The organism is Klebsiella aerogenes KCTC 2190 (genome assembly GCF_000215745.1).
In the GTDB taxonomy this organism is placed as follows: Bacteria; Pseudomonadota; Gammaproteobacteria; order Enterobacterales; family Enterobacteriaceae; genus Klebsiella; species Klebsiella aerogenes.
Genome location: NC_015663.1, coordinates 55525 through 79739, shown reverse-complemented (window position 1 = coordinate 79739; position 24215 = coordinate 55525). Strand labels below are relative to the sequence as shown.

21 protein-coding genes, 6 tRNA genes and 1 other RNA gene are annotated in these 24215 nt (G+C 53.7%); 12 read left to right on the top strand and 16 right to left on the bottom strand.

Annotated elements, in window-relative coordinates; translation table 11 throughout:
- Positions 1–59: 59 nt before the first annotated feature.
- The gene (gene cysM / locus EAE_RS00420) at positions 60–971 is read left to right on the top strand and encodes a cysteine synthase CysM (RefSeq protein ID WP_015365492.1); all 912 of its coding nucleotides are present in this window, start codon (positions 60–62) and stop codon (positions 969–971) included.
- A gap of 43 nt (positions 972–1014) precedes the next feature.
- Here cysM and EAE_RS00415 read toward each other — a convergent pair whose 3' ends face one another.
- Positions 1015–1731 carry a type 1 glutamine amidotransferase gene (locus tag EAE_RS00415; protein WP_015703134.1) on the bottom strand — a complete coding sequence of 239 codons (717 nt, stop codon included), beginning with the start codon at positions 1729–1731 and terminating at the stop codon, positions 1015–1017.
- Positions 1732–1744: 13 nt separating this feature from the next.
- Complete coding sequence (gene ptsJ, locus EAE_RS00410) at positions 1745–3040, bottom strand: MocR-like B6 salvage transcription factor PtsJ (protein ID WP_015703133.1); 1296 nt, start codon at positions 3038–3040, stop codon at positions 1745–1747.
- Positions 3041–3122: 82 nt separating this feature from the next.
- On the opposite strand from ptsJ, the gene pdxK reads away from it, so the two are divergent.
- Positions 3123–3986 carry a pyridoxine/pyridoxal/pyridoxamine kinase gene (gene pdxK / locus EAE_RS00405; protein ID WP_015703132.1) on the top strand — a complete coding sequence of 288 codons (864 nt, stop codon included), beginning with the start codon at positions 3123–3125 and terminating at the stop codon, positions 3984–3986.
- A 2-nt stretch (positions 3987–3988) separates the two neighbouring features.
- Positions 3989–4216: a hypothetical protein gene (locus tag EAE_RS00400; RefSeq protein ID WP_015703131.1), complete on the top strand. Its 228-nt coding sequence runs from the start codon at positions 3989–3991 to the stop codon at positions 4214–4216.
- 42 nt (positions 4217–4258) lie between these two features.
- Here EAE_RS00400 and crr read toward each other — a convergent pair whose 3' ends face one another.
- From crr to cysZ, 5 genes are all read right to left on the bottom strand, one after another.
- Positions 4259–4768 (bottom strand): PTS glucose transporter subunit IIA, encoded by a 510-nt coding sequence (crr, locus tag EAE_RS00395; protein ID WP_015365497.1) that lies wholly within the window; start codon positions 4766–4768, stop codon positions 4259–4261.
- The gene (gene ptsI, locus EAE_RS00390; RefSeq protein ID WP_015703130.1) at positions 4747–6537 is read right to left on the bottom strand and encodes a phosphoenolpyruvate-protein phosphotransferase PtsI; all 1791 of its coding nucleotides are present in this window, start codon (positions 6535–6537) and stop codon (positions 4747–4749) included. The genes crr and ptsI overlap by 22 nt, the downstream gene beginning before the upstream one ends.
- A gap of 44 nt (positions 6538–6581) precedes the next feature.
- Positions 6582–6839 carry a phosphocarrier protein Hpr gene (gene ptsH / locus EAE_RS00385; protein WP_000487600.1) on the bottom strand — a complete coding sequence of 86 codons (258 nt, stop codon included), beginning with the start codon at positions 6837–6839 and terminating at the stop codon, positions 6582–6584.
- 379 nt (positions 6840–7218) lie between these two features.
- Complete coding sequence (gene cysK / locus EAE_RS00380) at positions 7219–8190, bottom strand: cysteine synthase A (protein ID WP_013878168.1); 972 nt, start codon at positions 8188–8190, stop codon at positions 7219–7221.
- 177 nt (positions 8191–8367) lie between these two features.
- Positions 8368–9129 carry a sulfate transporter CysZ gene (gene cysZ, locus EAE_RS00375; RefSeq protein WP_013878167.1) on the bottom strand — a complete coding sequence of 254 codons (762 nt, stop codon included), beginning with the start codon at positions 9127–9129 and terminating at the stop codon, positions 8368–8370.
- Between the two features lie 230 nt (positions 9130–9359).
- Here cysZ and zipA point away from each other — a divergent pair, with 230 nt between their 5' ends.
- From zipA to EAE_RS00360, 3 genes are all read left to right on the top strand, one after another.
- Positions 9360–10442: a cell division protein ZipA gene (zipA, locus tag EAE_RS00370; protein WP_047079280.1), complete on the top strand. Its 1083-nt coding sequence runs from the start codon at positions 9360–9362 to the stop codon at positions 10440–10442.
- 74 nt (positions 10443–10516) lie between these two features.
- Positions 10517–12532 (top strand): NAD-dependent DNA ligase LigA, encoded by a 2016-nt coding sequence (gene ligA / locus EAE_RS00365; protein WP_013878165.1) that lies wholly within the window; start codon positions 10517–10519, stop codon positions 12530–12532.
- A gap of 1 nt (position 12533) precedes the next feature.
- On the top strand, positions 12534–12752 hold the full coding sequence (locus EAE_RS00360; RefSeq protein ID WP_013878164.1) for a DUF3820 family protein: 219 nt from the start codon (positions 12534–12536) through the stop codon (positions 12750–12752).
- Here the strand turns inward: EAE_RS00360 and EAE_RS00355 are convergent.
- Positions 12749–13747, bottom strand: coding sequence for a bile acid:sodium symporter family protein (locus tag EAE_RS00355; protein ID WP_013878163.1), 999 nt, complete (start codon positions 13745–13747; stop codon positions 12749–12751). The two genes, EAE_RS00360 and EAE_RS00355, sit on opposite strands and share 4 nt — an antisense overlap.
- 89 nt (positions 13748–13836) lie before the next feature.
- Between EAE_RS00355 and EAE_RS00350 the strand changes: the two genes are divergently transcribed.
- The gene (locus tag EAE_RS00350) at positions 13837–14763 is read left to right on the top strand and encodes a LysR family transcriptional regulator (RefSeq protein WP_013878162.1); all 927 of its coding nucleotides are present in this window, start codon (positions 13837–13839) and stop codon (positions 14761–14763) included.
- A 249-nt stretch (positions 14764–15012) separates the two neighbouring features.
- Positions 15013–16818 (top strand): cation:proton antiporter, encoded by a 1806-nt coding sequence (locus tag EAE_RS00345; RefSeq protein WP_013878161.1) that lies wholly within the window; start codon positions 15013–15015, stop codon positions 16816–16818.
- 85 nt (positions 16819–16903) lie between these two features.
- Here the strand turns inward: EAE_RS00345 and EAE_RS00340 are convergent.
- The 5 genes from EAE_RS00340 to EAE_RS00320 form a co-directional block, all read right to left on the bottom strand.
- Positions 16904–17041: non-coding RNA, RtT sRNA (locus EAE_RS00340), on the bottom strand.
- A gap of 95 nt (positions 17042–17136) precedes the next feature.
- Positions 17137–17212: transfer RNA gene (locus tag EAE_RS00335), tRNA-Lys, on the bottom strand.
- A 4-nt stretch (positions 17213–17216) separates the two neighbouring features.
- A tRNA-Val gene (locus tag EAE_RS00330) sits at positions 17217–17292 on the bottom strand.
- Between the two features lie 46 nt (positions 17293–17338).
- Positions 17339–17414 (bottom strand) — tRNA-Val (locus EAE_RS00325).
- A gap of 46 nt (positions 17415–17460) precedes the next feature.
- Positions 17461–17536, bottom strand: a tRNA-Val gene (locus tag EAE_RS00320).
- Between the two features lie 258 nt (positions 17537–17794).
- Here EAE_RS00320 and gltX point away from each other — a divergent pair.
- On the top strand, positions 17795–19213 hold the full coding sequence (gene gltX, locus EAE_RS00315; protein ID WP_013878160.1) for a glutamate--tRNA ligase: 1419 nt from the start codon (positions 17795–17797) through the stop codon (positions 19211–19213).
- 54 nt (positions 19214–19267) lie between these two features.
- Here gltX and EAE_RS00310 read toward each other — a convergent pair whose 3' ends face one another.
- Complete coding sequence (locus EAE_RS00310) at positions 19268–19663, bottom strand: YfeC-like transcriptional regulator (RefSeq protein ID WP_013878159.1); 396 nt, start codon at positions 19661–19663, stop codon at positions 19268–19270.
- Between the two features lie 7 nt (positions 19664–19670).
- Positions 19671–20024 carry a YfeC-like transcriptional regulator gene (locus EAE_RS00305; protein WP_013878158.1) on the bottom strand — a complete coding sequence of 118 codons (354 nt, stop codon included), beginning with the start codon at positions 20022–20024 and terminating at the stop codon, positions 19671–19673.
- 219 nt (positions 20025–20243) lie between these two features.
- On the opposite strand from EAE_RS00305, the gene EAE_RS00300 reads away from it, so the two are divergent.
- The 3 genes from EAE_RS00300 (at position 20244) to EAE_RS00290 (ending at position 22830) form a co-directional block, all read left to right on the top strand.
- Positions 20244–20319, top strand: a tRNA-Ala gene (locus tag EAE_RS00300).
- A gap of 41 nt (positions 20320–20360) precedes the next feature.
- Positions 20361–20436, top strand: a tRNA-Ala gene (locus tag EAE_RS00295).
- Between the two features lie 210 nt (positions 20437–20646).
- The gene (locus EAE_RS00290) at positions 20647–22830 is read left to right on the top strand and encodes an EAL domain-containing protein (RefSeq protein WP_013878157.1); all 2184 of its coding nucleotides are present in this window, start codon (positions 20647–20649) and stop codon (positions 22828–22830) included.
- Positions 22831–22885: 55 nt separating this feature from the next.
- Here EAE_RS00290 and nupC read toward each other — a convergent pair whose 3' ends face one another.
- On the bottom strand, positions 22886–24088 hold the full coding sequence (gene nupC, locus EAE_RS00285) for a nucleoside permease NupC (RefSeq protein WP_013878156.1): 1203 nt from the start codon (positions 24086–24088) through the stop codon (positions 22886–22888).
- Positions 24089–24215 lie beyond the last annotated feature (127 nt).

Sequence of the window (24215 nt, the reverse complement as noted above, 5' to 3'; positions counted from 1 at the left end):
TGCCCTGGCTGACAGCCCGGAGCGCATGACGCGGCCGGGCTTTTTATTGGACAGCTGAAGTGAACACATTAGAACAAACAATTGGCAACACGCCGCTGGTGAAATTACAACGTCTGGGGCCGGACAACGGCAGCGAAATTTGGCTCAAGCTTGAGGGCAACAACCCGGCGGGCTCGGTAAAAGATCGCGCCGCGCTGTCGATGATTGTCGAAGCGGAAAAGCGCGGCGAAATTAAACCCGGCGATGTATTGATCGAGGCGACCAGCGGTAATACCGGTATCGCGCTGGCGATGATTGCGGCGTTAAAAGGCTATCAGATGAAACTGCTGATGCCGGACAACATGAGCCAGGAGCGGCGCGCCGCAATGCGCGCCTACGGCGCTGAACTCATCCTGGTCACCAAAGAGCAGGGGATGGAGGGTGCTCGCGATCTGGCCGCCGCGATGGCCGAGCGTGGCGAGGGTAAGCTATTGGATCAGTTCAATAATCCGGATAACCCTTACGCCCATTACACCACCACCGGCCCGGAGATCTGGCGCCAGACGGACGGGCGTATCACCCACTTTGTTTCCAGCATGGGCACCACCGGTACCATTACCGGCGTATCGCGTTTTCTGCGCGAACAGGCGAAGCCGGTAAGTATCATTGGGCTACAGCCGGAAGAGGGCAGCAGCATTCCGGGGATCCGCCGCTGGCCGCAGGAATATATGCCGGGCATTTTTAATGCCTCGTTGGTGGATGAGGTGCTGGATATCCACCAGCAGGATGCGGAAAACACGATGCGCCAGTTGGCCGTACAGGAAGGGATCTTCTGTGGCGTCAGTTCCGGCGGCGCGGTTGCCGGGGCGCTGCGTATTGCTCGCGCCAATCCGGGCGCGGTGGTGGTGGCGATCATCTGCGATCGCGGCGATCGCTATCTCTCAACCGGCGTGTTCGGCGAAGAACACTTCAGCCAGGGAGCGGGTATCTAAACGCGCTATCACGGTCCCCATGCCAGGCATGGGGGCCGGTTAACTAAAGTGCGTGTTTCGCTACCAGCTTATCCAGAAACGCCCATAGTTTTTGATTCATCTCGCGATAATCCCATTGCCTCATTTCATCTTCGCTGCGAATAAAGCGCCTGCCTTTTGCGGCGGCAAGTTCATATTGCGAGTGGGTAATTAATAACTCGATGACCTCCGCGTCAAACTCCATATGGCACTGAAAACCGTAGACCCGATCGCTATATTTGACGATTTGCCGCGGGCACCCTTCGCTGGAAGCCAGGACTTCCGCCGCAGGCGTCAGGCCCGGCATATCGTTGTGCCAGTGACCGACTACCACCGATGAGCCGAAATGGGCGATGTTGTCATCCTGCAGTCCGGCGGTGGTCAGGATGATAGGATAGTGGCCAATCTCTTTTTCCGGGCTTTGCATCACCGGCGCCCCCAGCGCTTCGCCGATGAGCTGCGATCCGAGACAAATCCCGACCACGATACGCCCGGCGGCAATCGCCTGGGCAATCAGGTTTTTCTCGGCATGGGCATCAAACCATGGGCACTCGGCAAGCGTGGTGCGTGGTGATTGCGGGCCGCCAAGTACCACCAGCATATCGAAACCTTCGGCATTCGCCGGCAGCGGATCCCCGGCATAAACTCGCGACCAGCTGGCCTGATAGCCGCGCGCGTTAACCCAGCGCAGATAGGCGCCAGGCGCTTCAAAAACTTCATGAACGATAAAGTGGATCCGCATAAAACTCCCGTGTTTAACAAGGTAAGACCAGCGATAAATCGTGTGCAAGTTGTTCAATTTGCGCCTCGGTTAAGGCGCCCAGCGACAGGCGCAGGCCGTGCGCCGGTGTTTTCACGCCAAAGGCTTCACCTTCACGCACCAGCCAACCGGCCCGCGCCAGACGCAACGCCAGCGGCTGGCTGGCGGCTGATAGCGGCAGCCAGAAGTTAAGACCATCGCCAGGCGGATAATCGCCAGCGCCGTGGCGGGCCAACGCGGCGGCGAGCCGCTGATTTTGCTGCTGATAATGGCGCTGGCTCGCAGTCAGAGAGGCGGCAAAAGCGCTATCATTCAGGCAGGCGAACGCCAGCTCTTGTAGTAAATGGCTGACCCACTGGCTACCGGCGTTCAGGCGCAGGCGCAGCGCCGCCGAGGTTGTCGGGTCGCTGGCGACTATCGCCAGCCGCAAATCCGGGCCCAGGGTTTTGGACATTGAGCGCACCAGCGCCCAACGCTGAATGCCGTCAGGTAGCGGATTGTGCCAGCATGTCGCTGAGAGCAGGGCGAAGTGATCGTCAACGATCGCCAGCGTCTGCGGATAGCGGGCGAGCACGGTGCGAATCGCTTGTGCGCGCTCCGGCGTCAAACTGCAGCCGGTCGGGTTGTGGGCGCGTGGAGTCAGTATTACCGCACGGGCGCCGTTGCGCAGCGCTTCTTCAAGCCGCTCCGGGTTCATGCCTTCACCGTCGACGGCGACCGGGCTGGGCTGGAAACCGGCGTAACGCAGCATATTGATGCTGCTCAGAAAGCAGGGGTCTTCTACCGCGACGCTGTCGCCGGGTAGCAGCAGCGCGCAGAGCAGGCGCTCAAGGGCGTCAATCGCGCCGCTGGTCAAATTGATGTCAAATTCGTGGCCAATATCGCGACTGACCCACTCCCGCGCCCAGTCAGCCAGCCGTGGCTCAACGGCGGCATCGCCATATAAGTGCGGGGTCCGCGACAGCTTGGGAAGAAAACGGCCAATATCCGGCAGACGTCGCGGATCCGGATTGCCGCCGGAAATATCAATCAGCGATGTCGTCGGATCGCCGCCCTCGACCGCATTAAGCGTATTAAGCGCCTTAATGGCCGTGCCGTTGCGCCCCTGGCTGACGGCGAGCCCTGAGGTCACCAGCCGCTTGTAGGCCGCCGCCACCGTATTGCGGTTGACTGCCAGGTCGCCTGCCAGCTCGCGCACCGGCGGCAGCGCCTCTCCGGGTTGCAACGCGCCGCTCTGCACCAGATGACGGATGTTATCGAAAATCTCGTTTGCGGTTTTTCCGGTGAACATTATTGACCTATGACAAAATGAATTTTAGCATAGGACGAATGATAATCAGAGTATGACCCGCTGTCCAGCGGGGGGAGAAAGGATGAGTCAGCAAGACGAAATACAGTCCGTGCTCTTTAACGACCACAGCCGGGCGCTGGAGGTTGATATCGTGGCGGTGCAATCGCAGGTGGTCTATGGCAGCGTCGGTAACAGTATCGCGGTACCGGCAATCAAGCAGCATGAATTGCGGGTGATGGCGGTGCCCACGGTGTTATTCAGCAATACCCCACATTACGATACTTTCTACGGTGGGGTGATCCCGGAAGAGTGGTTTAGCGGCTATCTGCGGGCGCTGGAGGAGCGTGATGCGCTTCGCGAGCTGCGGGCGGTAACCACCGGGTATATGGGCAGCGCCGGGCAAATTGCGCTGCTGGCGCAGTGGCTGCAGCGGATCCGTGTGCACCATCCCGACCTCTGTATTCTGGTTGACCCGGTGATTGGCGATGTAGATAGCGGCATCTACGTAAAAGCGGAGATCCCCGAGGCTTATCGCCGCCACCTGTTGCCGCTGGCGCGGGGGATCACGCCAAATCTTTTCGAGCTCGAAACCCTCAGCGGCATGCCGTGCCACAACCAGCAGGAAGCGGTGATCGCCGCGCGTAGTCTGCTTTCCGATACCCTAAAGTGGGTGGTGATTACCAGCGCGCCTGGGCTGGATGCTTCGACTATTAACGTGCTGGTGGTCACCGACGACGCGGTCGAAGTGGTCGTCCATCCTCGCGTCGAAACCGACCTCAAAGGTACCGGCGACCTGTTCTGCGCCGAGCTCATCAGCAACCTGGTGTGCGACATGCCGTTGGGCGACGCTACGCGCGCCGCCGCTCAGCGCGTGCTGGCGGTAATGACCTGGACCGAGAGTCAGGGCTGCGATGAACTCATTTTACCGCCGTCGGGAGCGCAATAACGATGCATAGCTATCGGTTAGTGGTACGCAGGGAGGGGAGAACCGTTGGCCATTTTGAGACGATGGGGATGAACGCTCTGGAAGATGCCTGTAGGGCGAGAACGATGTTTGAAAACGAGAGCGGCTGCCAGTGCGAGCTATGGGTCGCGGATAGCGAACGGCGGATTCTGGAAAGTAGCCCGCAGGGGATGAAAATCCTGGCGAGTGAAAAGTGCTACCGGCCGGCATAAAAAAATGGCGCCTGAAGGCGCCATTTTCTCGGCAAGCAAGAATTACTTCTTGATGCGGATAACCGGAGTTTCACCAACGGTGACGCTACCGGACAGTTTGATCAGCTCTTTGATCTCGTCCATGTTGGAGATAACAACCGGAGTCAGGGTAGACTTGGCTTTTTCTTCCAGCAGCGGCAGATCGAATTCGATAACCGGGTCGCCGACTTTCACGCGCTGACCTTCTTCAGCGATGCGCTTGAAGCCTTCGCCTTTCAGTTCAACGGTATCGATACCGAAGTGAACAAACAGCTCAATGCCGCTATCGGATTCAATAGAGAAAGCATGGTTGGTTTCAAAAATTTTACCGATGGTACCCTCTACCGGCGCAACCATTTTGTTGCCAGTAGGTTTGATGGCAATGCCATCACCCACAATTTTCTCCGCAAAAACCACATCCGGCACGTCTTCGATGTTGACGATCTCGCCAGAGAGCGGAGCAACAATCTCAATAGTTCCGGTGTCTTTTTTGTCATCAGAAACCAGAGATTTCAGTTTATCGAACAAACCCATGATCTTCTCCTAAGCAGTAATTTGGGCCGCGCATCTCGTGGATTAGCAGATTGTTTTTCTTCAATGAACTTGTTAACCAGCGTCATTAACTCGTCCGTCGTCGGTTGAGCAAGAGCCTGCTCTGCTAATACTTTTGCATCTTCGAAGTTCGTGTTACGAATAATCTTCTTGATGCGCGGGATGGAAATGGCGCTCATAGAGAATTCGTCCAGCCCCATACCCAGCAACAGAAGTGTAGCACGTTCATCGCCTGCAAGCTCACCACACATACCCGTCCATTTGCCTTCTGCATGAGAAGCATCAATAACTTGCTTGATCAGAGTCAGCACAGACGGTGACATCGGCTGGTAAAGATGCGAGATCATATCATTACCACGGTCAACTGCCAGAGTATATTGCGTTAAATCATTGGTTCCGATACTAAAGAAATCAACTTCTTTGGCTAAATGACGAGCAATGGTCGCGGCTGCCGGGGTTTCCACCATCACGCCGATCTCAATCGATTCGTCAAAAGCTTTACCTTCGTCACGCAGTTCCTGTTTGTAGATCTCAATCTCTTTCTTCAGTGCGCGCACTTCTTCAACAGAGATGATCATCGGGAACATGATGCGCAGCTTACCGAAAGCGGAGGCACGCAGGATAGCGCGAACCTGGTCGCGGAGGATCTCTTTACGATCCATCGCGATACGCACGGCGCGCCAGCCGAGGAACGGGTTCTCTTCTTTCGGGAAGTTCATGTACGGCAGCTCTTTATCGCCGCCGATGTCCATGGTGCGAACGATAACGGCCTGTGAGCCGCACGCTTCAGCCACCGCTTTATAGGCTGCGAACTGTTCTTCCTCAGTCGGCAGAGAATCGCGGTCCATGAACAGGAATTCGGTACGGTACAGGCCCACGCCTTCCGCGCCGTTGCGCTCAGCGCCGTCTACGTCGCGAACGGTACCGATGTTAGCGCAAACTTCAACCTGATGACCGTCGAGGGTGATGGCCGGCAGATCTTTTAGTTTCGCCAGTTCTGCTTTTTCTTCAGCAACCTGCGCCTGCAGCGCACGCAGCTCTTCAATTTTTTCGTTGCTCGGGTTAACCAGAACCTGGTTGTTAACCGCATCGAGAATCAGATAGTCGCCGTTTTTCACCTGGGAGGTGACGCTTCCGGTACCGACAATTGCCGGCAGCTCAAGGGAGCGCGCCATGATAGAGGTGTGGGAAGTACGGCCGCCCGCGTCGGTGATGAAACCCAGCACCTTGTTCAGGTTCAGCTGTGCGGTTTCCGACGGGGTCAGATCGGCGGCAACGAGGATGACTTCTTCCGCGATAGCGCTCAGATCGATGATTGCCAGGCCCAGAATGTTGCGCAGCAGACGTTTACCGATATCGCGTACGTCAGCGGCACGCTCTTTCAGGTATTCGTCATCCAGCTCTTCCAGTGCAGTTGCCTGACCTTCGATAACTTCATTGGCTGCCGCATCGGCAGTCATGTGCTTATCTTTAATCAGGGCTATGATTTCCTGCTCAAGCTCCTCATCTTCCAGCAGCATAATATGCCCTTCGAAGATGGCTTCTTTTTCTTCACCGAAAGTTTCACCAGCTTTGGTTTTGATGACCTCCAGCTGGGCGGAGGCCTTGGTGCGGCCGTTCAGGAAACGTTCAACTTCCTGATCAACCTTATCGGCAGAAATTTTCTTCCGGTCGATGACAATTTCATCTTCTTTCAGCAGGAGAGCCTTGCCGAAAGCGATACCCGGGGATGCTAAAATGCCTGAAATCATAACCCTACCTTACTTGTGACTGATATTAAAAAGAACCCGTGAACTTACTCGAGTTCAGCCATCAGTTTAACCAGATGCTCAACTGCTTTTTGCTCATCTTCGCCTTCAGCGGAGATGGTCACAACGGTACCCTGAGTCAGGCCCAGAGTTTGCAGTTTGAACAGGCTTTTTGCGCTGGCGCTTTTGCCGTTGGAGGTTACAGTGATCTCAGAAGTGAAGCCTTTCGCTTCTTTAACAAACTGAGCAGCAGGGCGGGTGTGCAGACCGTTCGGAGCGGTAATGGTAACTTCTTGCTGGAACATTATATTTCCCCAACTTATAGGTTTAGTGTTGTGGACCTAAAGTCTAGCCTAACGACCAAACTTTAGCCTGTATTGTTAGCGCCGGCGTTACGTGTGTGGCTAAGGCGTCAGCAGCGGAACCGCTGAGAGGACCTTAAGTCCGTTGACGTCTAGCACTTCATTAAACATTATGCCGCGAAAGGAAGACTTGAACCAAATCATAAAATCGATTCAGCCTGCGGAAATCCAAATCTGAATAATTTCGCGCTTCAAAATAAATGTGCTGGTTAAATACCAGACCCTACGAGGTGAATCAATGCCAGGAGGGGTAAAACTTTGACGTATGCCACAAAAAAGCACCCGAAAAGGTGCTTTTTTACACGGTTTTTACAAACTGGCACTACTGTTGCAATTCTTTCTCGGTGAAGAGATCTGCGAACAGCGCCGTGCTTAAATAACGCTCACCAGAAGACGGTAGGATAACCACAATATTCTTATTGGTAAAGGCTTCATCTTCCTGCAGCTTTAACGCCGCGGCAACAGCAGCGCCGGAAGAGATACCGGCCAGAATACCTTCTTCTTCCATCAGGCGACGAGCGGTGGAGATAGCTTCTTCGTTGGTGATGGCGACCACTTTATCGACCAGTTTCAGGTCGAGGTTGCCCGGGATAAAGCCGGCGCCGATGCCCTGAATTTTGTGCGGGCCAGGTTTCAGCTCTTCACCAGCCAGCGCCTGGGCGATAACAGGCGAGTCGGTCGGCTCAACGGCGACGGTAATCAGATCTTTTTTACCTTTAGTGCCTTTAATATAACGAGAAACACCGGTCAGGGTACCGCCGGTACCGACGCCGGAGATAAAGACGTCAACCTGGCCATCGGTGTCTTCCCAGATTTCCGGGCCGGTGGTCTTTTCGTGAATTTCCGGGTTAGCCGGGTTACTGAACTGCTGCAGCAGCAGATATTTTTCCGGGTCGCTGGCGACAATCTCTTCCGCCTTCTGGATGGCGCCTTTCATGCCTTTCGCGCCTTCGGTCAGCACCAGATTAGCGCCCAGCGCTTTCAGCAGCTTGCGGCGTTCCACGCTCATGGTTTCCGGCATGGTCAGCGTCAGTTTGTAGCCGCGAGCGGCGGCGACGTAGGCGAGGGCGATACCGGTGTTGCCGCTGGTTGGTTCAACCAGTTCCACACCCGGTTTCAGTACGCCGCGCTTTTCAGCATCCCAAATCATATTGGCGCCGATACGGCATTTAACGCTAAAGCTCGGGTTACGAGATTCTACCTTGGCCAGGATTCGGCCATTACCGATGCGGTTCAGTCGTACCAGCGGCGTATGACCGATTGTCAGGGAGTTGTCTTCAAAAATCTTACTCATGGCCCGTCCTTAACTGTATGAAATTTGGGGGTACGGCTTCAGCATACCCGCTTAAACAATATCCGGAAGTAAGGATTTAGCATATCTATATGCTGAAGGGAAATAATGATGAGCAAGAAGGAATAAGACGGAAATAAGGGGCGGCGTGAACCGCCCCGAAAGAGAGAGCTAAGAGCACTATTTCCACATCGCGTGCTTATCGCGATAGCAATCCACCCACATCGCCGTCGCGCCGCAGATAGCGACTGGCAGAATAACCAGGTTGAGAACCGGGATCATGGTGAACAGGCTGGTCAGCGCGCCAAACTGCATGTTGATGACCTTCCGCGAACGCAGCGCCTCGCGCATGGTTTTAAACGGCACTTTATGGTTATCGAACGGATAGTCGCAATACTGGATGGCCAGCATCCAGGCGCTAAACAAGAACCACAGTACCGGCGCGACGGTTTGGCCAATGCCGGGGATAAAGTACAGCAGTAACAGAACGATGGCGCGCGGCAGGTACCAGGCAAACTTTTGCCATTCGCGTTTCATGATGCGCGGGACATCTTTCATGATGCCGAATATGCCAACGTCGGGCGGCGTCGCGCCGGTCAGTCGCGCTTCGAGCTGTTCCGCCAGCAGGCCGCTAAACGGCGCGGCAATCCAGTTGGCGATGGTCGAAAAGAAGTAACCAAATACCAACAAAATAGAGATAACCGCCACCGGCCACAGCAGGTAGTTTAACCACTGAAGCCATTCAGGCACATGGCTCATTAATGAAGGGATCCAGCTATCGAGGCGGGTAAACAGCCACCAGAACGCGCCGCCCATCAGAATCACGTTAACTAATAAAGGCAGGAACACGAAACGTCGGATCCCTGGCAGCCTGATGAGTTTCCAGCCTTGTGAAAAATAGTAGACGCCGCTACGTGGGGTAGTTGCGGATGATGAAACCATAGTCAGGCGATGCTCCTTTTTTAACATTCAGTGTGAATGCCCGCTTATTTTATCGGGTTGTCAGACAATAACCAGTTAGGAAATGTTCGAAAAAACAGCAAAAAGCACGATTTAGTTCATCTTTATGGGGTGAAAGGGGCAGACGCACTTGCACTTGATGTAATCGGCAAATACTCTTAGTGAGTAAATGTTTGCCGTGGTGGCAAGGTGTTAGAACAACAGAGAATATAATGATGCAGGATTTGCGTCTGATATTAATCATTGTTGGCGCGATCGCCATAATCGCTTTACTGGTACATGGTTTCTGGACCAGCCGTAAAGAGCGTTCCTCGATGTTCCGCGATCGCCCACTGAAACGTATGAAGTCTCGCGACGATGAAACATCGGAAGGCGATGACTTTGATGACGATGTTGAAGGCGTAGGTGAAGTTCGCGTTCACCGGGTTAATCACGCCCCGAACGGCGCATATGGGGAGCAAGAAGCACCTCGTCAGGCGCCGCAACACCAGTATCAGCCTCCTTATGAGCGTCAGGTGCAGCAGCCTGTGCGTCAGGACGAGCCGGTTCATCAGGCGCCGCCGCACGCGCCGCGCCCGCAGCAGCCTGTTGCTCCGCAGCCGCAGGCCCAGCCGCCGCATCATGTTGCCCCTGCTCAGCCGGTACATCCAGCGCGGCCGGTCCATCAGCCGCAGCCGGTACCGCCGCAATATCAGCAGCCGGTGCAGCCAGCTCCGCAACAGCCTGTAGCTCAACAGTCGGCACCAGTCCCACAACCTGTTGCTCAACAACCTGCGCCGGTTCAACAGCCTGCCGCGCCGCAGCCGCAACCGGCCCCTGAAGCGCCAGCCGCTGAACCTCAGCAGCCGGCCGCCGCGCCGCAGCCGAAAGAGCGCAAAGAGACGGTCATCGTGATGAACGTCGCCGCGCATCACGGTTCGCAGCTTAATGGCGAACTGCTGATCAACAGCATCCAGCAGGCCGGCTTTAAGTTTGGCGATATGAATATTTTCCATCGTCATTTAAGCCCGGACGGTAGCGGACAGGTATTGTTTAGCCTGGCGAACATGGTTAAACCTGGCACCTTCAATCCGGATGCGATGGTGGATATGACCACGCCAGGCGTGACTATCTTTATGCAGGTGCCGTCGTTTGGCGACGAGCTGCAAAACTTTAAACTGATGCTGCAATCGGCGCAGTACATCGCCGATGAAGTTGGCGGCGTGGTGCTTGACGACCAGCGTCGGATGATGACGCCGCAGAAACTGCGTGAGTACCAGGATCGTATTCGCGAAGTAAAAGAGGCTAACGCCTGATCTACGCGCTAGCGTGTCGTCTGCTTAATCTGAACCCCCGCCCGTCGGGGGTTTTTTATCATTGATGGTGCGATATGGAACCAATCGAACAAAAACTGACTGAACTGCGAACCACCCTTCGCCATCATGAATATCTGTATCATGTTATGGACACCCCGGAGATTCCCGATGCGGAATATGACCGGCTGATGCGCGAACTGCGCGAACTCGAAGCGCAACATCCTGAGCTGATTACCCCTGACTCGCCGACCCAACGCGTTGGCGCGGCGCCGTTGGCCTCTTTCAGCCAGATTCGCCATGAAGTGCCCATGCTGTCGCTGGATAACGTCTTTGATGAAGAGAGTTTCCTCGCCTTTAACAAACGCGTGCAGGACCGTTTAAGCGATACGGCGGATCTGACCTGGTGCTGCGAGCTCAAGCTCGATGGCCTGGCGGTCAGTATCCTCTATGAAAACGGCGTGCTGATGCAGGCGGCGACCCGTGGCGATGGCACCACCGGCGAGGATATTACCTCCAACGTGCGAACCATTCGCGCTATTCCGCTGAAGCTACGCGGCGACAATATCCCGGCGCGGCTGGAAGTGCGCGGAGAAGTGTTCCTGCCGCAGGCCGGATTTGAAAAAATCAATGAAGAAGCGCGCCGCACCGGCGGCAAAGTATTTGCTAACCCGCGCAATGCCGCCGCGGGTTCGTTGCGCCAGTTGGATCCGCGTATTACCGCGAAGCGACCGCTTACTTTCTTCTGCTACGGTGTTGGCGTGCTGGAAGGCGGTGAACTACCGGCCAGCCACTCCGCGCGTTTGCAGCAGTTTAAGCAGTGGGGATTGCCGGTGAGCGACCGCGTGAAGCTGTGTCATTCTCCAGAGGAAGTGCTTACTTACTATCGCCAGGTTGAAGAAGACCGTCCGAAACTTGGTTTTGATATTGACGGCGTGGTGATTAAAGTCGATTCGCTGGCGCTGCAGGAGCAGCTTGGTTTCGTCGCCCGCGCTCCGCGCTGGGCGGTGGCCTTTAAATTCCCGGCCCAGGAGCAGATGACTTTTGTCAACGATGTGGAATTCCAGGTTGGCCGTACCGGAGCGATTACGCCGGTAGCGCGCCTTGAACCGGTGCACGTGGCCGGGGTACTGGTCAGTAACGCCACCCTGCATAACGCCGACGAAATCGAACGTTTAGGTCTGCGTATTGGCGACAAAGTGGTGATTCGCCGCGCGGGGGACGTGATCCCGCAGGTCGTCAACGTGGTGCTTTCTGAACGCCCGGAACATACGCGTGAAATCATCTTCCCCACACATTGTCCGGTATGTCATTCCGATGTTGAACGGGTGGAAGGGGAAGCGGTGGCGCGCTGTACCGGCGGGCTTATCTGCGGCGCACAGCGTAAAGAAGCGCTGAAGCACTTTGTCTCCCGACGGGCGCTGGATGTCGACGGTATGGGCGATAAAATCATCGATCAGCTGGTTGAGAAAGAGTACGTCCATACGCCAGCCGATCTGTTCCGGCTCAGCGCCGGTAAGCTTACCGGGCTGGATCGCATGGGACCGAAATCGGCGCAAAATGTGGTCAACGCGCTGGAGAAAGCGAAAGAGACGACCTTCGCCCGCTTCCTGTATGCGTTAGGTATTCGCGAAGTCGGTGAGGCGACAGCAGCGGGACTGGCAGCGCATTTTGGCACTATTGAAGCGCTGGAACAGGCTTCGATTGAGGAGCTGCAGAAGGTGCCTGACGTCGGGATTGTCGTCGCCACACATACTTTTAACTTCTTCGCCGAAGAGAGCAACCGCGAGGTCATCGCGCAACTGCGCGCTGAAGGCGTTCGCTGGCCGGCGCCGGTGGTGGTGAAGGCGGAAGAAATTGACAGTCCGTTTGCTGGTAAAACCGTGGTATTAACCGGTAGCCTGAGCCAGCTGTCGCGCGATGATGCCAAAGCGCGGCTGGTCGCGCTGGGGGCGAAAGTCGCCGGCAGCGTGTCGAAGAAAACCGATCTGGTGATTGCCGGCGAAGCGGCGGGCTCTAAGCTTGCGAAGGCGCAGGAGTTAGGCATTGAGGTTATCGACGAAGCCGAAATGATGCGCCTGCTGGGAGAATAACGTGGATAAAGCGCAGCTCATCGAGATTGCTAATACCGAGATGCCATTTGGCAAATATAAGGGGCGCCGTTTGATCGACGTCCCGGAAGAGTATTTGCTGTGGTTTGCCCGTAAGGATCAATTCCCTGCCGGGCATCTCGGCGAGCTGATGGCGTTGACCTTATTAATCAAGACCGAGGGGCTGACGCAACTGGTGCAGCCCCTTAAACAACCGCGTTAACCTGCCGTAGCGCGGGATTTCTCCTGCGCCTGTTGGGCGTCTGTCTGCGCTTTATAGCGACGAGCCAGTACAGCGCAGACCATCAGTTGGATCTGATGGAAGATCATTAGCGGCAGCACCATTATCCCCAGAATCGATGCCGGGAACAGGATATTCGCCATCGGTATCCCGTTCGCCAGGCTCTTTTTCGAGCCGCAGAAGACGATGGTAATTTCATCCGGCTTGCTAAAGCCGCAGCGGCGGGCGACAAAAACGTTGATCGCGATGACAATAGCCAACAGCACCAGGCTGACAACGACGATAAACAGCAGCGATCCCACGCCCACTTTATGCCAGATTCCATTGACGACGGCTTCGCTGAAGGCTGAGTAGACCACCAGCAAGATCGAGGTCTGATCGGTTTTGCCAATCCATTTTTTATGTTTCGCCACCCAGCTACCGATCCACGGGCGCGACAAGTGTCCAAGAACAAACGGCAGCAGCAGTTGCAGCATAATCTTACCGACCTGTTCCAGATCGCCGCCAGCGCCATGCAAATGCATTAGCAGCCCTACCAGCAATGGCGAAACAAAAATACCGAGCAGACTTGATGCTGAAGCGGAACAGACCGCCGCGGCGACGTTACCGCCGGCGAGCGAAGTAAAGGCAATTGCTGACTGTACGGTCGCCGGCAATATGCAAAGGTAAATAAAACCGCTATAGAGCATCGGGTCGACCTTAATCGGCGCCCACCACGCAAACAGAACCCCCAGAACCGGAAAAACAATAAAGGTGCTGCACATCACCCACAGGTGTAAACGCCAGTGGCTGCCACCGGCGATAATTGCTTCACGCGACAGCTTGGCGCCGTGCATAAAGAATAACAGCGCGATGGCGGCGGTGGTGAGATGCTCGACGAAAGGGACGAATTCGCCGCGCGCCGGAAAGAACGAGGCCAGCAGAACCACGGTAATCAATGTCAGTGTAAATGGATCAAGAATGCGGAAAAGTTTCATAAACGCTCCTGAAATTCGATGCCGCTATTGTGCTTTCTTTGTTTTGAGAAATAAAATTGATTTATTGCATCTATTCATGAATAAAACAGATGAATTACTCGTTACGTCAGTTAAAGGTCTTTGTCACCGTCGCCAGGGCGCGCAGTTTTAGCCGCGCGGGGGAAATTATTGGTCTCAGCCAGTCGGCAGTGAGCCATAGCGTTAAGGAGCTGGAGCACCAGACCGGCGTACGTTTGCTCGACAGAACGACGCGTGAAGTGGTGCTCACCGAAGCAGGCCATCAGTTGGCGGGCAAGCTTGAGCGTTTGCTTGATGAACTCCATGTGACCCTGCGTGAAGCGGGGCGGGTAGGGCAGCAGTTGACGGGGACCGTGCGCGTCGCCGCCAGCCAGACCATCTCGGCGCATCTGATCCCACAATGCATCGCTCATAGCAATCGCCGCTATCCGGATATTGATTTCGTACTGCATGACAGGCCGCAGCAGTGGGTGCTGGAAAGTATCCGTCAGGGCGAGGTTGATTTTGGTATCGTTATCGATCCGGGGACGGCGACGGACTTGCAGTGCGAGTCGGTGTTGGCGGAACCTTTTCTGTTGTTATGTCGTGAGGATCACCGTTTTTCCCGTCAGTTATCGGTCAACTGGCAGGAGTTGCAAGGGGAGAGGCTGGTATTGCAGGACTATGCTTCCGGCAGTCGGCCGCTGATTGATGCCGCGCTGGCGCGTTTCGCCATCAAAGCCGATATCGTGCAGGAGATTGGTCATCCGGCGACGCTGTTCCCGATGGTGGAATCGGGGATTGGTATTAGCGTGCTGCCGGCGCTGGCTTTACCCTTGCCGCAGGGCAGCCGTTTGCAGGTAAAAAGATTAACCCCGGTTGTGGAGCGCCAATTGATGCTGGCGCAGCGTAAAAATCGCTCGCTGTCGACCGCGGCGCAGGCGCTATGGGAGATCGTGCGTGAAGAGGGGGCAAACCTGACATCAGCCAGGATCGAGGACCCGCTTTATCAGCGCTAAGCGTCATTCTTAACGCTGGTGGGGAACGCTACTTTTTATACTGCACAATCGTAGATATTTCCTTTTCTCATGCCTGATGAAAACCCTGCTTTAGTCGGTTCAGAAATCAACAGCCCCAATTTGAATCATTGTTTAAATACACTACGTTCGATCAACTTGTTTACACTATACAGAGAATAGAGCGGAGCGTGTCATTGTCGGGCGGCCGAGCTGTTGAATTTTCCACACGCTATTTGAGAATGGTAAAAAATGGAATTATCAGTCCCTTTTATGCTCGTTATTATTTCCATTGCTTCGCTGCTTGCTCAGTGGTTGGCGTGGCGATTACGTATACCTTCTATCCTGCCGCTGTTGCTCATCGGCGTACTACTTGGCCCCGGGGTGCATTTATTGCAACCGGATATATTATTTGGTCCTCTACTTTTCCCACTGGTATCGCTGTCGGTGGCCATCATTCTGTTTGAAGGGGCCCTAACGCTACGCTTTGATGAGATTCGCGGCTTGGGTGGTATTGTGCGCAATTTAGTCACAGTTGGAATGTTGATTACCTTCGCCGTTATCTCACTAACCTGCTGGGGAATTTTAGGCCTCACGCCGCAGATTTCAGCGCTGATCGGGGCGGTCACGGTGGTTACAGGGCCGACAGTGATTTCTCCACTCATGCGAGTGGTTCGCCCAACAGCCTCTATTAATCAGGTACTGCGCTGGGAAGGGATCGTCATTGATCCGGTGGGAGCGATTTTTACCCTATTAGTATTTGAGTTTATTACTTTGCAGGAGCAAACGGGCACATGGCTTCATTTGCTGATCATGCTTACAAAAACGGTCGTTATAGGGCTGGTGAGCGGGGCGGTGTTTGGCGTTTTCTTAGGGAATGCGCTCAGGCGTGGTTGGATCCCGGGTTATCTGCAAAACTTCGCTGTTTTATCCTTCGTTCTATTGACGTTTGGCGTGTCCAATACGCTGGCGGATGAATCTGGTCTGCTTGCGGTAACGGTCCTGGGGATCTGGCTGGCTAATATGCGAGAGGTTGAGACCTCGGATATCGTTGAATTTAAAGAAGAGCTATCCGCCATCTTACTTTCAGCGCTATTTATCATCCTGGCGGCCCGTCTTGATATCCATGCACTCTGGGCGATGGGCTGGCCGCTGCTGATATTGATGCTTATCGTCCAGTTTGTGGCCCGTCCACTATGCATTCTTGTTTCGACATGGCGTTCCAGCTTGCATTGGCGTGACAGGCTGATGTTATGTTGGATCGCCCCGCGCGGAATCGTTGCTGCCGCTGTCAGTTCCCTGTTTGCTTTGACGCTGCAAAAAAAAGGCTATGAGAACGCGGATCAGCTGGTAACCGTCGTTTTCGCAATCATTATAGGTACGGTAGTTTTGCAAAGCCTTACCAGCAGTCAATTGGCGCGCTGGCTTGGCGTGCAGCAACGTAGGCCTCGAGGAGTGCTGATTGTCGGGGCGAATACGGTCGCCAGAACCCTGGCCCAGGCGCTCAGAAAACTCGATATTCCGGTTCAGCTGAGCGATAACAGCTGGGAATACTACCGGCTGGCAAGAATGGAAGGGTTACCAACATATTATGGCAATGTCTGGTCTGAACATGCGGAAAACTACCTGAATCTGAGTGAGATTCGTCAGGTGATCGCCTTGTCGCCAAATCGTCACCAGAATGCGCTGACCACCCTGCATTTTCAGCATATATTTGGTAATAATCGCGTCTTCTCAATCCGTACGGGGCCTGTGACTAAAGGACGTAGTGAGAAAGAAACGCGTCACGAACAGCTTTTCGATACTGATATGACCTGGGCACGGCTTAGTAGCCTGATAGCGAAAGGCGCAGTCATGAAAGTCACTCGCCTGAATAACAATTTTGGCTGGCCGGAGTATCTCAGCACCAACCCCGGTGCAACACCGCTGTTTGCGCAAAGAGAGGATGGCAATCTGATAGCGATTAATAATGGAATCATGCCGCCGCCACCCTGTACCGTCGTGGCGATTATCGAACCTGGAGTGGAAAGTGAAAAAATTCCGTCAGAAGCGTATTGATAGCCTGTTCTTCATTGTTGGCTGTCGTTGCAGGCCGTTCCGCTATCTGGCGTTCTGCGCATAGCAAAAAGGCGCCTTTTTACATTGGTGGGTCGTGCAGGATGACTCGGCTTCGCCTCGCCCTTCGGGCCGTCGCCGCAAGCGGCTCCGTTGTCTCACTGCGTTCGACCCGAACCTGCAGCAGGGAAACTCGTCTCATCCTGAGACTCGCCCTACGGGCCAACGCTGTCGCGTTGTGCAAAATTGTTCCCGACAATTTTGTCGAATCTTAAAGTTCTGCGCATAGCAAAAAGGCGCCTTTAGGGCGCCTTTTTACATTGGTGGGTCGTGCAGGATTCGAACCTGCGACCAATTGATTAAAAGTCAACTGCTCTACCAACTGAGCTAACGACCCGAAGTGGTGGGTGATGACGGGATCGAACCGCCGACCCCCTCCTTGTAAGGGAGGTGCTCTCCCAGCTGAGCTAATCACCCACTTCGGTACTTCACATTTTGACAGAAAATCCAGCTGGCGAGAAAGTGGTGGGTGATGACGGGATCGAACCGCCGACCCCCTCCTTGTAAGGGAGGTGCTCTCCCAGCTGAGCTAATCACCCACTTCTCAATTTTCTGTTCTACACGGCGGAGACTACGTAAAGTAGTTGGTGGGTGATGACGGGATCGAACCGCCGACCCCCTCCTTGTAAGGGAGGTGCTCTCCCAGCTGAGCTAATCACCCCCGCTGTGTGGAGTCGCATTATAGGGAGAGTTGAATTTGAGTCAACGCCTTTTCTAAATAATTTGTTTGTTCGTCGTAAAATTAAACAAAGCGATCGCAAAATCAGCTTCGGCGTATGATTTATAAACAAAAATGGTAAAGCGTGATGTTGAGGCGGGATCTACATTGAGGAATCAGCCCGTGGTGTTAGAATATTCCCCTATCAATTCCAAGAACACTGCCGACTATCGGCATCTTTATTAAACGTAAGGCCATTTCATGAAAATCAAAACTCGCTTCGCGCCAAGCCCAACAGGCTATCTGCACGTTGGCGGTGCGCGTACTGCTCTCTATTCCTGGCTTTTTGCACGTAACCACGGCGGTGAGTTTGTGCTGCGTATTGAAGACACCGATCTCGAACGCTCCACCCCGGAAGCAATTGAAGCCATCATGGATGGGATGAACTGGCTGAATCTGGAGTGGGATGAAGGTCCGTACTTCCAGACTAAACGTTTCGATCGCTATAACGCGGTTATTGATGAAATGCTGGAAGCAGGTACCGCTTATAAATGCTACTGCTCGAAAGAACGTCTGGACGCGCTGCGCGAAGAACAGATGGCGAACGGTGAAAAGCCGCGCTACGACGGCCGCTGCCGTCATGATCATCAGCATCACGCCGCCGATGAGCCTTGCGTCGTGCGTTTTGCCAACCCGCAGGAAGGTTCGGTTATCTTTGACGACCAGATCCGCGGGCCGATCGAATTCAGCAACCAGGAGCTGGACGATCTGATCATTCGCCGCACCGACGGCTCCCCGACCTATAACTTCTGCGTCGTAGTTGATGACTGGGATATGGCGATCACCCACGTGATCCGCGGTGAAGACCACATCAACAATACCCCGCGCCAGATCAATATCCTGAAAGCGCTGAATGCGCCGGTGCCGGTTTATGCGCACGTATCGATGATCAACGGCGATGACGGTAAAAAACTTTCCAAGCGCCACGGTGCGGTGAGTGTGATGCAGTACCGTGACGACGGCTACCTGCCGGAAGCGTTGCTGAACTATCTGGTGCGTCTGGGCTGGTCCCATGGCGATCAGGAGATCTTCACCCGCGAAGAGATGATCGAGTTCTTCTCGCTGGGCGCGGTCAGCAAGTCCGCCAGTGCGTTCAACACCGATAAACTGCTGTGGTTAAACCATCACTACATCAACACGCTGCCGGCAGAATATGTCGCGACGCATCTGCAGTGGCACATTGAGCAGGAAAATATCGATACCCGTAACGGCCCGCAGTTGTCCGAACTGGTTAAACTGCTGGGCGAGCGTTGCAAAACGCTGAAAGAGATTGCCCAGAGCTGCCGCTACTTCTATGAAGAGTTCGCCGAGTTCGACGCCGATGCGGCGAAGAAACACCTACGTCCGGTGGCGCGTCAGCCGCTGGAAGTGGTTCGCGATAAGCTGGCGGCCATTAGCGACTGGACAGCGGAAAATGTCCATCATGCGATTCAGGCGACCGCTGATGAGCTGGAAGTGGGCATGGGGAAAGTGGGCATGCCGCTGCGTGTGGCCGTGACCGGCGCGGGTCAATCTCCGGCGCTGGACGTCACCGTTCATGCGATCGGTAAATCCCGTAGCATTGAACGTATCAACAAAGCGCTGGCGTTTATCGCCGAACGTGAAAGCCAGCAGTCCTGAGGCCGAGCGTAAGCTAAAGCAAGCGGCAGGTTAATCCTGCCGTTTTTTTCGCCGCTATTTTGTCGCGGGGCTAATACCTAACCGCGCCAGGAAGCCACTAATACCATCGCGAGCAAGAAGATCGCGCAGGTGAGTTTGTTCTGCGGCGGTCATCAGCTGCAGCGTATCGGCGATTTGCCGCCATACCGCATCCGCTTCATTAATAAAGTAGCCGCTGGGCTGTTCGGCGAGCTGATACTCTTCATTCAGATGACGAAATGCCGGAATATTGGTCAGAAAATCGATCACTGGCCGGTCGATGACAATTAAACGCGCACGCCCGCCTTTGACGCCGGGAATCGCCTCGGTTCGCCACTTTTGTTCCCGCGCCCAGCGGTTGACCGTTTGTCTGGCCAGACCCAGAACTTCGGCAAGCTCTGCAGGCGTCATTTTTTCTTTCAGTTTCATCATTCGTTTTTTACTGGCCGCGTATTCCAAGACGGTTTAACAACCCGGTTATGCCTTCACGCAGCAGCAGCGACATTAGCTGCTTCTGTTCGCGATGAGTCATCTCTTTACAGAGCGTCAGCAATAATGGCTCGAGATCGGTCTCGGCGACCGAATATGGCGAGGGCGTTTCCGCTACGCGCTGGGCATTGCGGATAAACTCTCGTACCTGCTCGTTAACGTGTACGAGACGCGCTTTGCCTCCCTGCACGCCAGGCCGCGGAGAAGTTTGCCACCCCTCTTTACGGACCCATTTATTTATCGTCTGTCGGCTGAAGCCAGTTAGATGCGCAATTTCTTCCGGAGTCATTCGTTCCTTGAGCATACTATTTCCTGAGTAAATATGTGGGAATTAGTGCTTCATGTTATAGCATCCTTTTACAGGAAATAGTGACATGTTTAACGCCTGCCTGCGATAAGGCTCGCATTGTCAGCTATTTGCCTGCTTTTTCAGCGATTGAATCAGGAGGGGTAATTTTGCCGTTGACACCTGGCGAAGGAATTCATATTATGCCGCCCGTCAACACGACACGCTTTACGTTACGGGGCTATAGCTCAGCTGGGAGAGCGCTTGCATGGCATGCAAGAGGTCAGCGGTTCGATCCCGCTTAGCTCCACCAAATTCTGCACCCAGCGGATTTGGTTCGTAAAGAGGTCCTGTGGGGCTATAGCTCAGCTGGGAGAGCGCTTGCATGGCATGCAAGAGGTCAGCGGTTCGATCCCGCTTAGCTCCACCAAAATTCGAACCCTCGCTACGGCGGGGGTTTTTGCTTTTTGCGCCGTTAATGTAAATGACGTTAAGCTTACGTCAGCGTGTATCGAGCAAATAAAAACCAACGTAATTTAGGAATTTTTCTCGATTTATTTTCTTGCCTGCCATTATTAACCAACATACTATTTTCTGATTGCTTATAATTTTTTAGCCGCAGAGGTGTTGATTAACAATAATGACTGACATATTTAACATCAAAGTTAAAAAAACTCTGCTGGCGTTAATTGTTTGTTTGATTTTTATTCCGCTATCTCGATTAATTTCTCCGCAAACCCTTATCGACGGAAAAAAAATTTATCTGGCATGGCTGCCATTAAGCGTAATGTACGCAACCATTTGTATTTTTGGCCGTTACGCCGTTGCCCCCTTGATTGTTGCGTTTGCAATTACTAATACATTTGTAATAGATCTAACTTATACACAGGCCGCTATCCTGTTATTTTGTCAGTTATTTTCCGTCTTTTTCACCTTCGCTATCATGCGCTCGTTGTCGGGGAAAAAATGGCGTAGCGGAAGGCCTGCCAAGCGCCATATCGGTCGCCGTATCTTCTGGGGCGGCTTCTTTGCCCCCATTCTGCTTAAGCTGACGATGTATCTGGCGGGGCGCTTCTTCGCCTTCCCGCTTGCCGTCTCCAGCTACTTCAGTACCGCGTCGATCATCTATTCCGTTATTGATATCCAGGCGTTGATATGCGCCGCCTTAATCTTTACTACCGCTTTCTATTACCCGATGAGAATGATGGTTTGCCCACGTTACCGGCGGGTGTTTTGGTTGCGTCATTGCCAACCGTGGCTGGTGAAAAAAAGAAGAGCCTTTACCATATATTGGTTTATGGCATTAATCACAATCATGCTGGTGCTTTGCGCGCCTTTTGATTCAGATTTAATTGCTGGATATCTGGTGCCGATTATTTTTATTCTCTACTTCATCGGTATCGGCCGGCTGGGGCATGAATTAATTCGCATTACCTGGGCTATTTCGGCATTCTTTTTAGTGGCCTATAACAAAAATTTTCTCCAGGGCGTTCAATCGGGGTACTCCTTGTCATTTGTCCTGTCGGTGTTAATTTCATTCACGATTTGTTTGTTTTACATGACGGATATTTATTCGCGTAGCGAGAGAATTAAACAGCGCTGGCGCGATCGGGCTGAAGAAGATCCGTTAACCGGGTTACCCAATCTGCGGGCGCTGGAAGGGCATTTGCGCCAATCGCCTCGGGTTGTTATTAGCAGCCTGCGTATCGAAAACCTGGACTTCCTTAGCCGTCACTACGGCATGATGATGCGTGTAGAGTGCAAACGGCAAATAGCCCGCCGTCTGCAGCCGCTCCTGGATCACCACGATAAAATTTATCAGCTCCCGGGTAGCGAGTTATTGCTGGTGATAGAGGGGCCGGAACCGGCGGCACGGTTAAACCACATCGTCTCGATGCTTAACCACGCTAAATTTAACTGGCATAACCAGGATCTGGATTTAGAGTTTGGCGCGGCGTGGGGTAGTTACAGCGGCATTGAGACCGAATTACACCCCATGCTTGGCCAGCTTAGCTGGTTATCGGAGCAGGCTGGCGCCGTGCAGCGGGTGCTGGCGTTAGATATCGCGCAGGAAGAGGTTTCCGATCAAACGACCGAACAGGTACGGATGCTGACGAAAATAAAACAAGCGCTGAACGAGCGTAGCCTACTGCTGTATGCGCAGCCGATTCAGAACGCAGAAGGGGAGGGCTATTACGAAATCCTCACCCGTATGCGTTGCGGCGAGACGATTATCACGCCGGATCGTTTTATTCCGCTTATTGCGCAGTTCAACCTCAGCCAGCGTTTCGATATGCTGGTTCTGGAAACGCTGTTCAGCCAGATCGATCACCATCCTGGCCGACGCTTCTCCGTCAATTTGCTGCCGTATACGCTGATGCAAAAGGATAGCGCCGCTCAGATTATCGCATTGTTTAAGCGTTATCGCGTATCGCCTGCGTATATTACGATTGAGATAACCGAGGAGCAGGCGTTCTCGAATGCGGATACCAGCATGCATAATATTCAGCTGCTGAGTGAGTTCGGTTGCGCTATCGCCATTGATGACTTCGGTACCGGTTACGCGAACTATGAGCGTCTGAAGAGCCTGCAGGCGGATATCGTAAAAATTGACGGCTGCTTCGTGCACGAAATCGAGAGCGACCAGCTTGATGCGATTATCGTCAAATCCATAATCGAAATCGCGCGGGCGAAACAGCTTACGGTCGTCGCAGAGTACGTCGAGACAGAGGCGCAAAAGGCGATGCTGTTGGCGCTGGGCGTCGATTATTTACAGGGTTACCTGATTGGCAAACCGCAGCCGTTAAGCGAATTAAAGGCGTAAAAAAGCCGGGCGATAACGCTGCCCGGCTTGTTATGCTATTAACGTCAGTTTGGGATTACAGCACCAGCGCAGCGATGGAAGCTGACAACACGCTGACCAGCGTGGAACCGTAAACCAGTTTCAGGCCAAAGCGGGAAACCACGTTACCCTGCTCTTCATTCAGGCCTTTAATTGCCCCAGCGATGATACCGATAGAAGAGAAGTTGGCGAAGGAGACCAGGAAGATAGAGATGATACCTTCCGCACGCGGGGAGAGCGTCGCTGCCACTTTCTGCAGATCCATCATCGCCACGAATTCGTTAGACACCAGTTTGGTCGCCATAATACTGCCCACCTGCAGCGCTTCGCTCGCCGGCACGCCCATCACCCACGCAACCGGATAGAAGATGTAGCCGAGGATCCCCTGGAAGGAGATGCTGTAGCCAAACCAGCCGGTGACGGTCGCGAACAGGGCGTTGAGTGCGGAAATCAGCGCGATAAAGCCGATCAGCATCGCCGCGACGATAATCGCTACTTTAAAGCCTGCCAGAATGTATTCGCCCAGCATTTCGAAGAAGCTCTGACCTTCGTGCAGATTGGACATCTGCAGGTTTTCTTCGCTCTGCTCAACGCGGTACGGGTTAATCAGCGACAGGACGATAAAGGTGCTGAACATGTTAAGCACCAGCGCGGCAACCACATACTTCGGCTGCAGCATAGTCATATACGCGCCGACGATAGACATCGAAACGGTAGACATCGCGGTTGCCGCCATGGTGTACATACGGTTGCGCGACATTTTGCCGAGAATATCTTTATAGGCGATGAAGTTTTCCGACTGACCGAGGATCAGCGAGCTGACGGCGTTGAAAGATTCCAGTTTACCCATGCCGTTAACTTTCGACAGCACGGTACCGATAGCGCGGATGACAATCGGTAGAATGCGAATATGCTGTAAAATACCAATCAGCGCGGAAATAAAGACGATTGGGCACAAAACCTTCAGGAAGAAGAAGGCCAGACCTTTATCGTTCATGTTACCGAATACGAAGTTGGTGCCCTCGTTGGCGAAACCGAGAAGTTTCTCGAACATCTCGGAAAAGCCTTTCACAAAACCCAGACCGACATCGGAGTTCAGGAAGAACCAGGCCAGCAAAACTTCAATAACAAGTAATTGAATAACATAACGAATGCGGATCTGCTTACGGTTGTGACTGACCAACAAGGCCAGTATAGCCACCACAACGATCGCGAGGACAAAATGCAAGACGCGGTCCATATTTGCTCCAAATATGAGGCAGGTTAAATTTCCGTGCACATTCTATGCAACAAGCCTAAATAAAACGAGATCGAATCCACACTATTGCAAGGATATGTGACCAATAACAAAAATAGTGATCAATCGT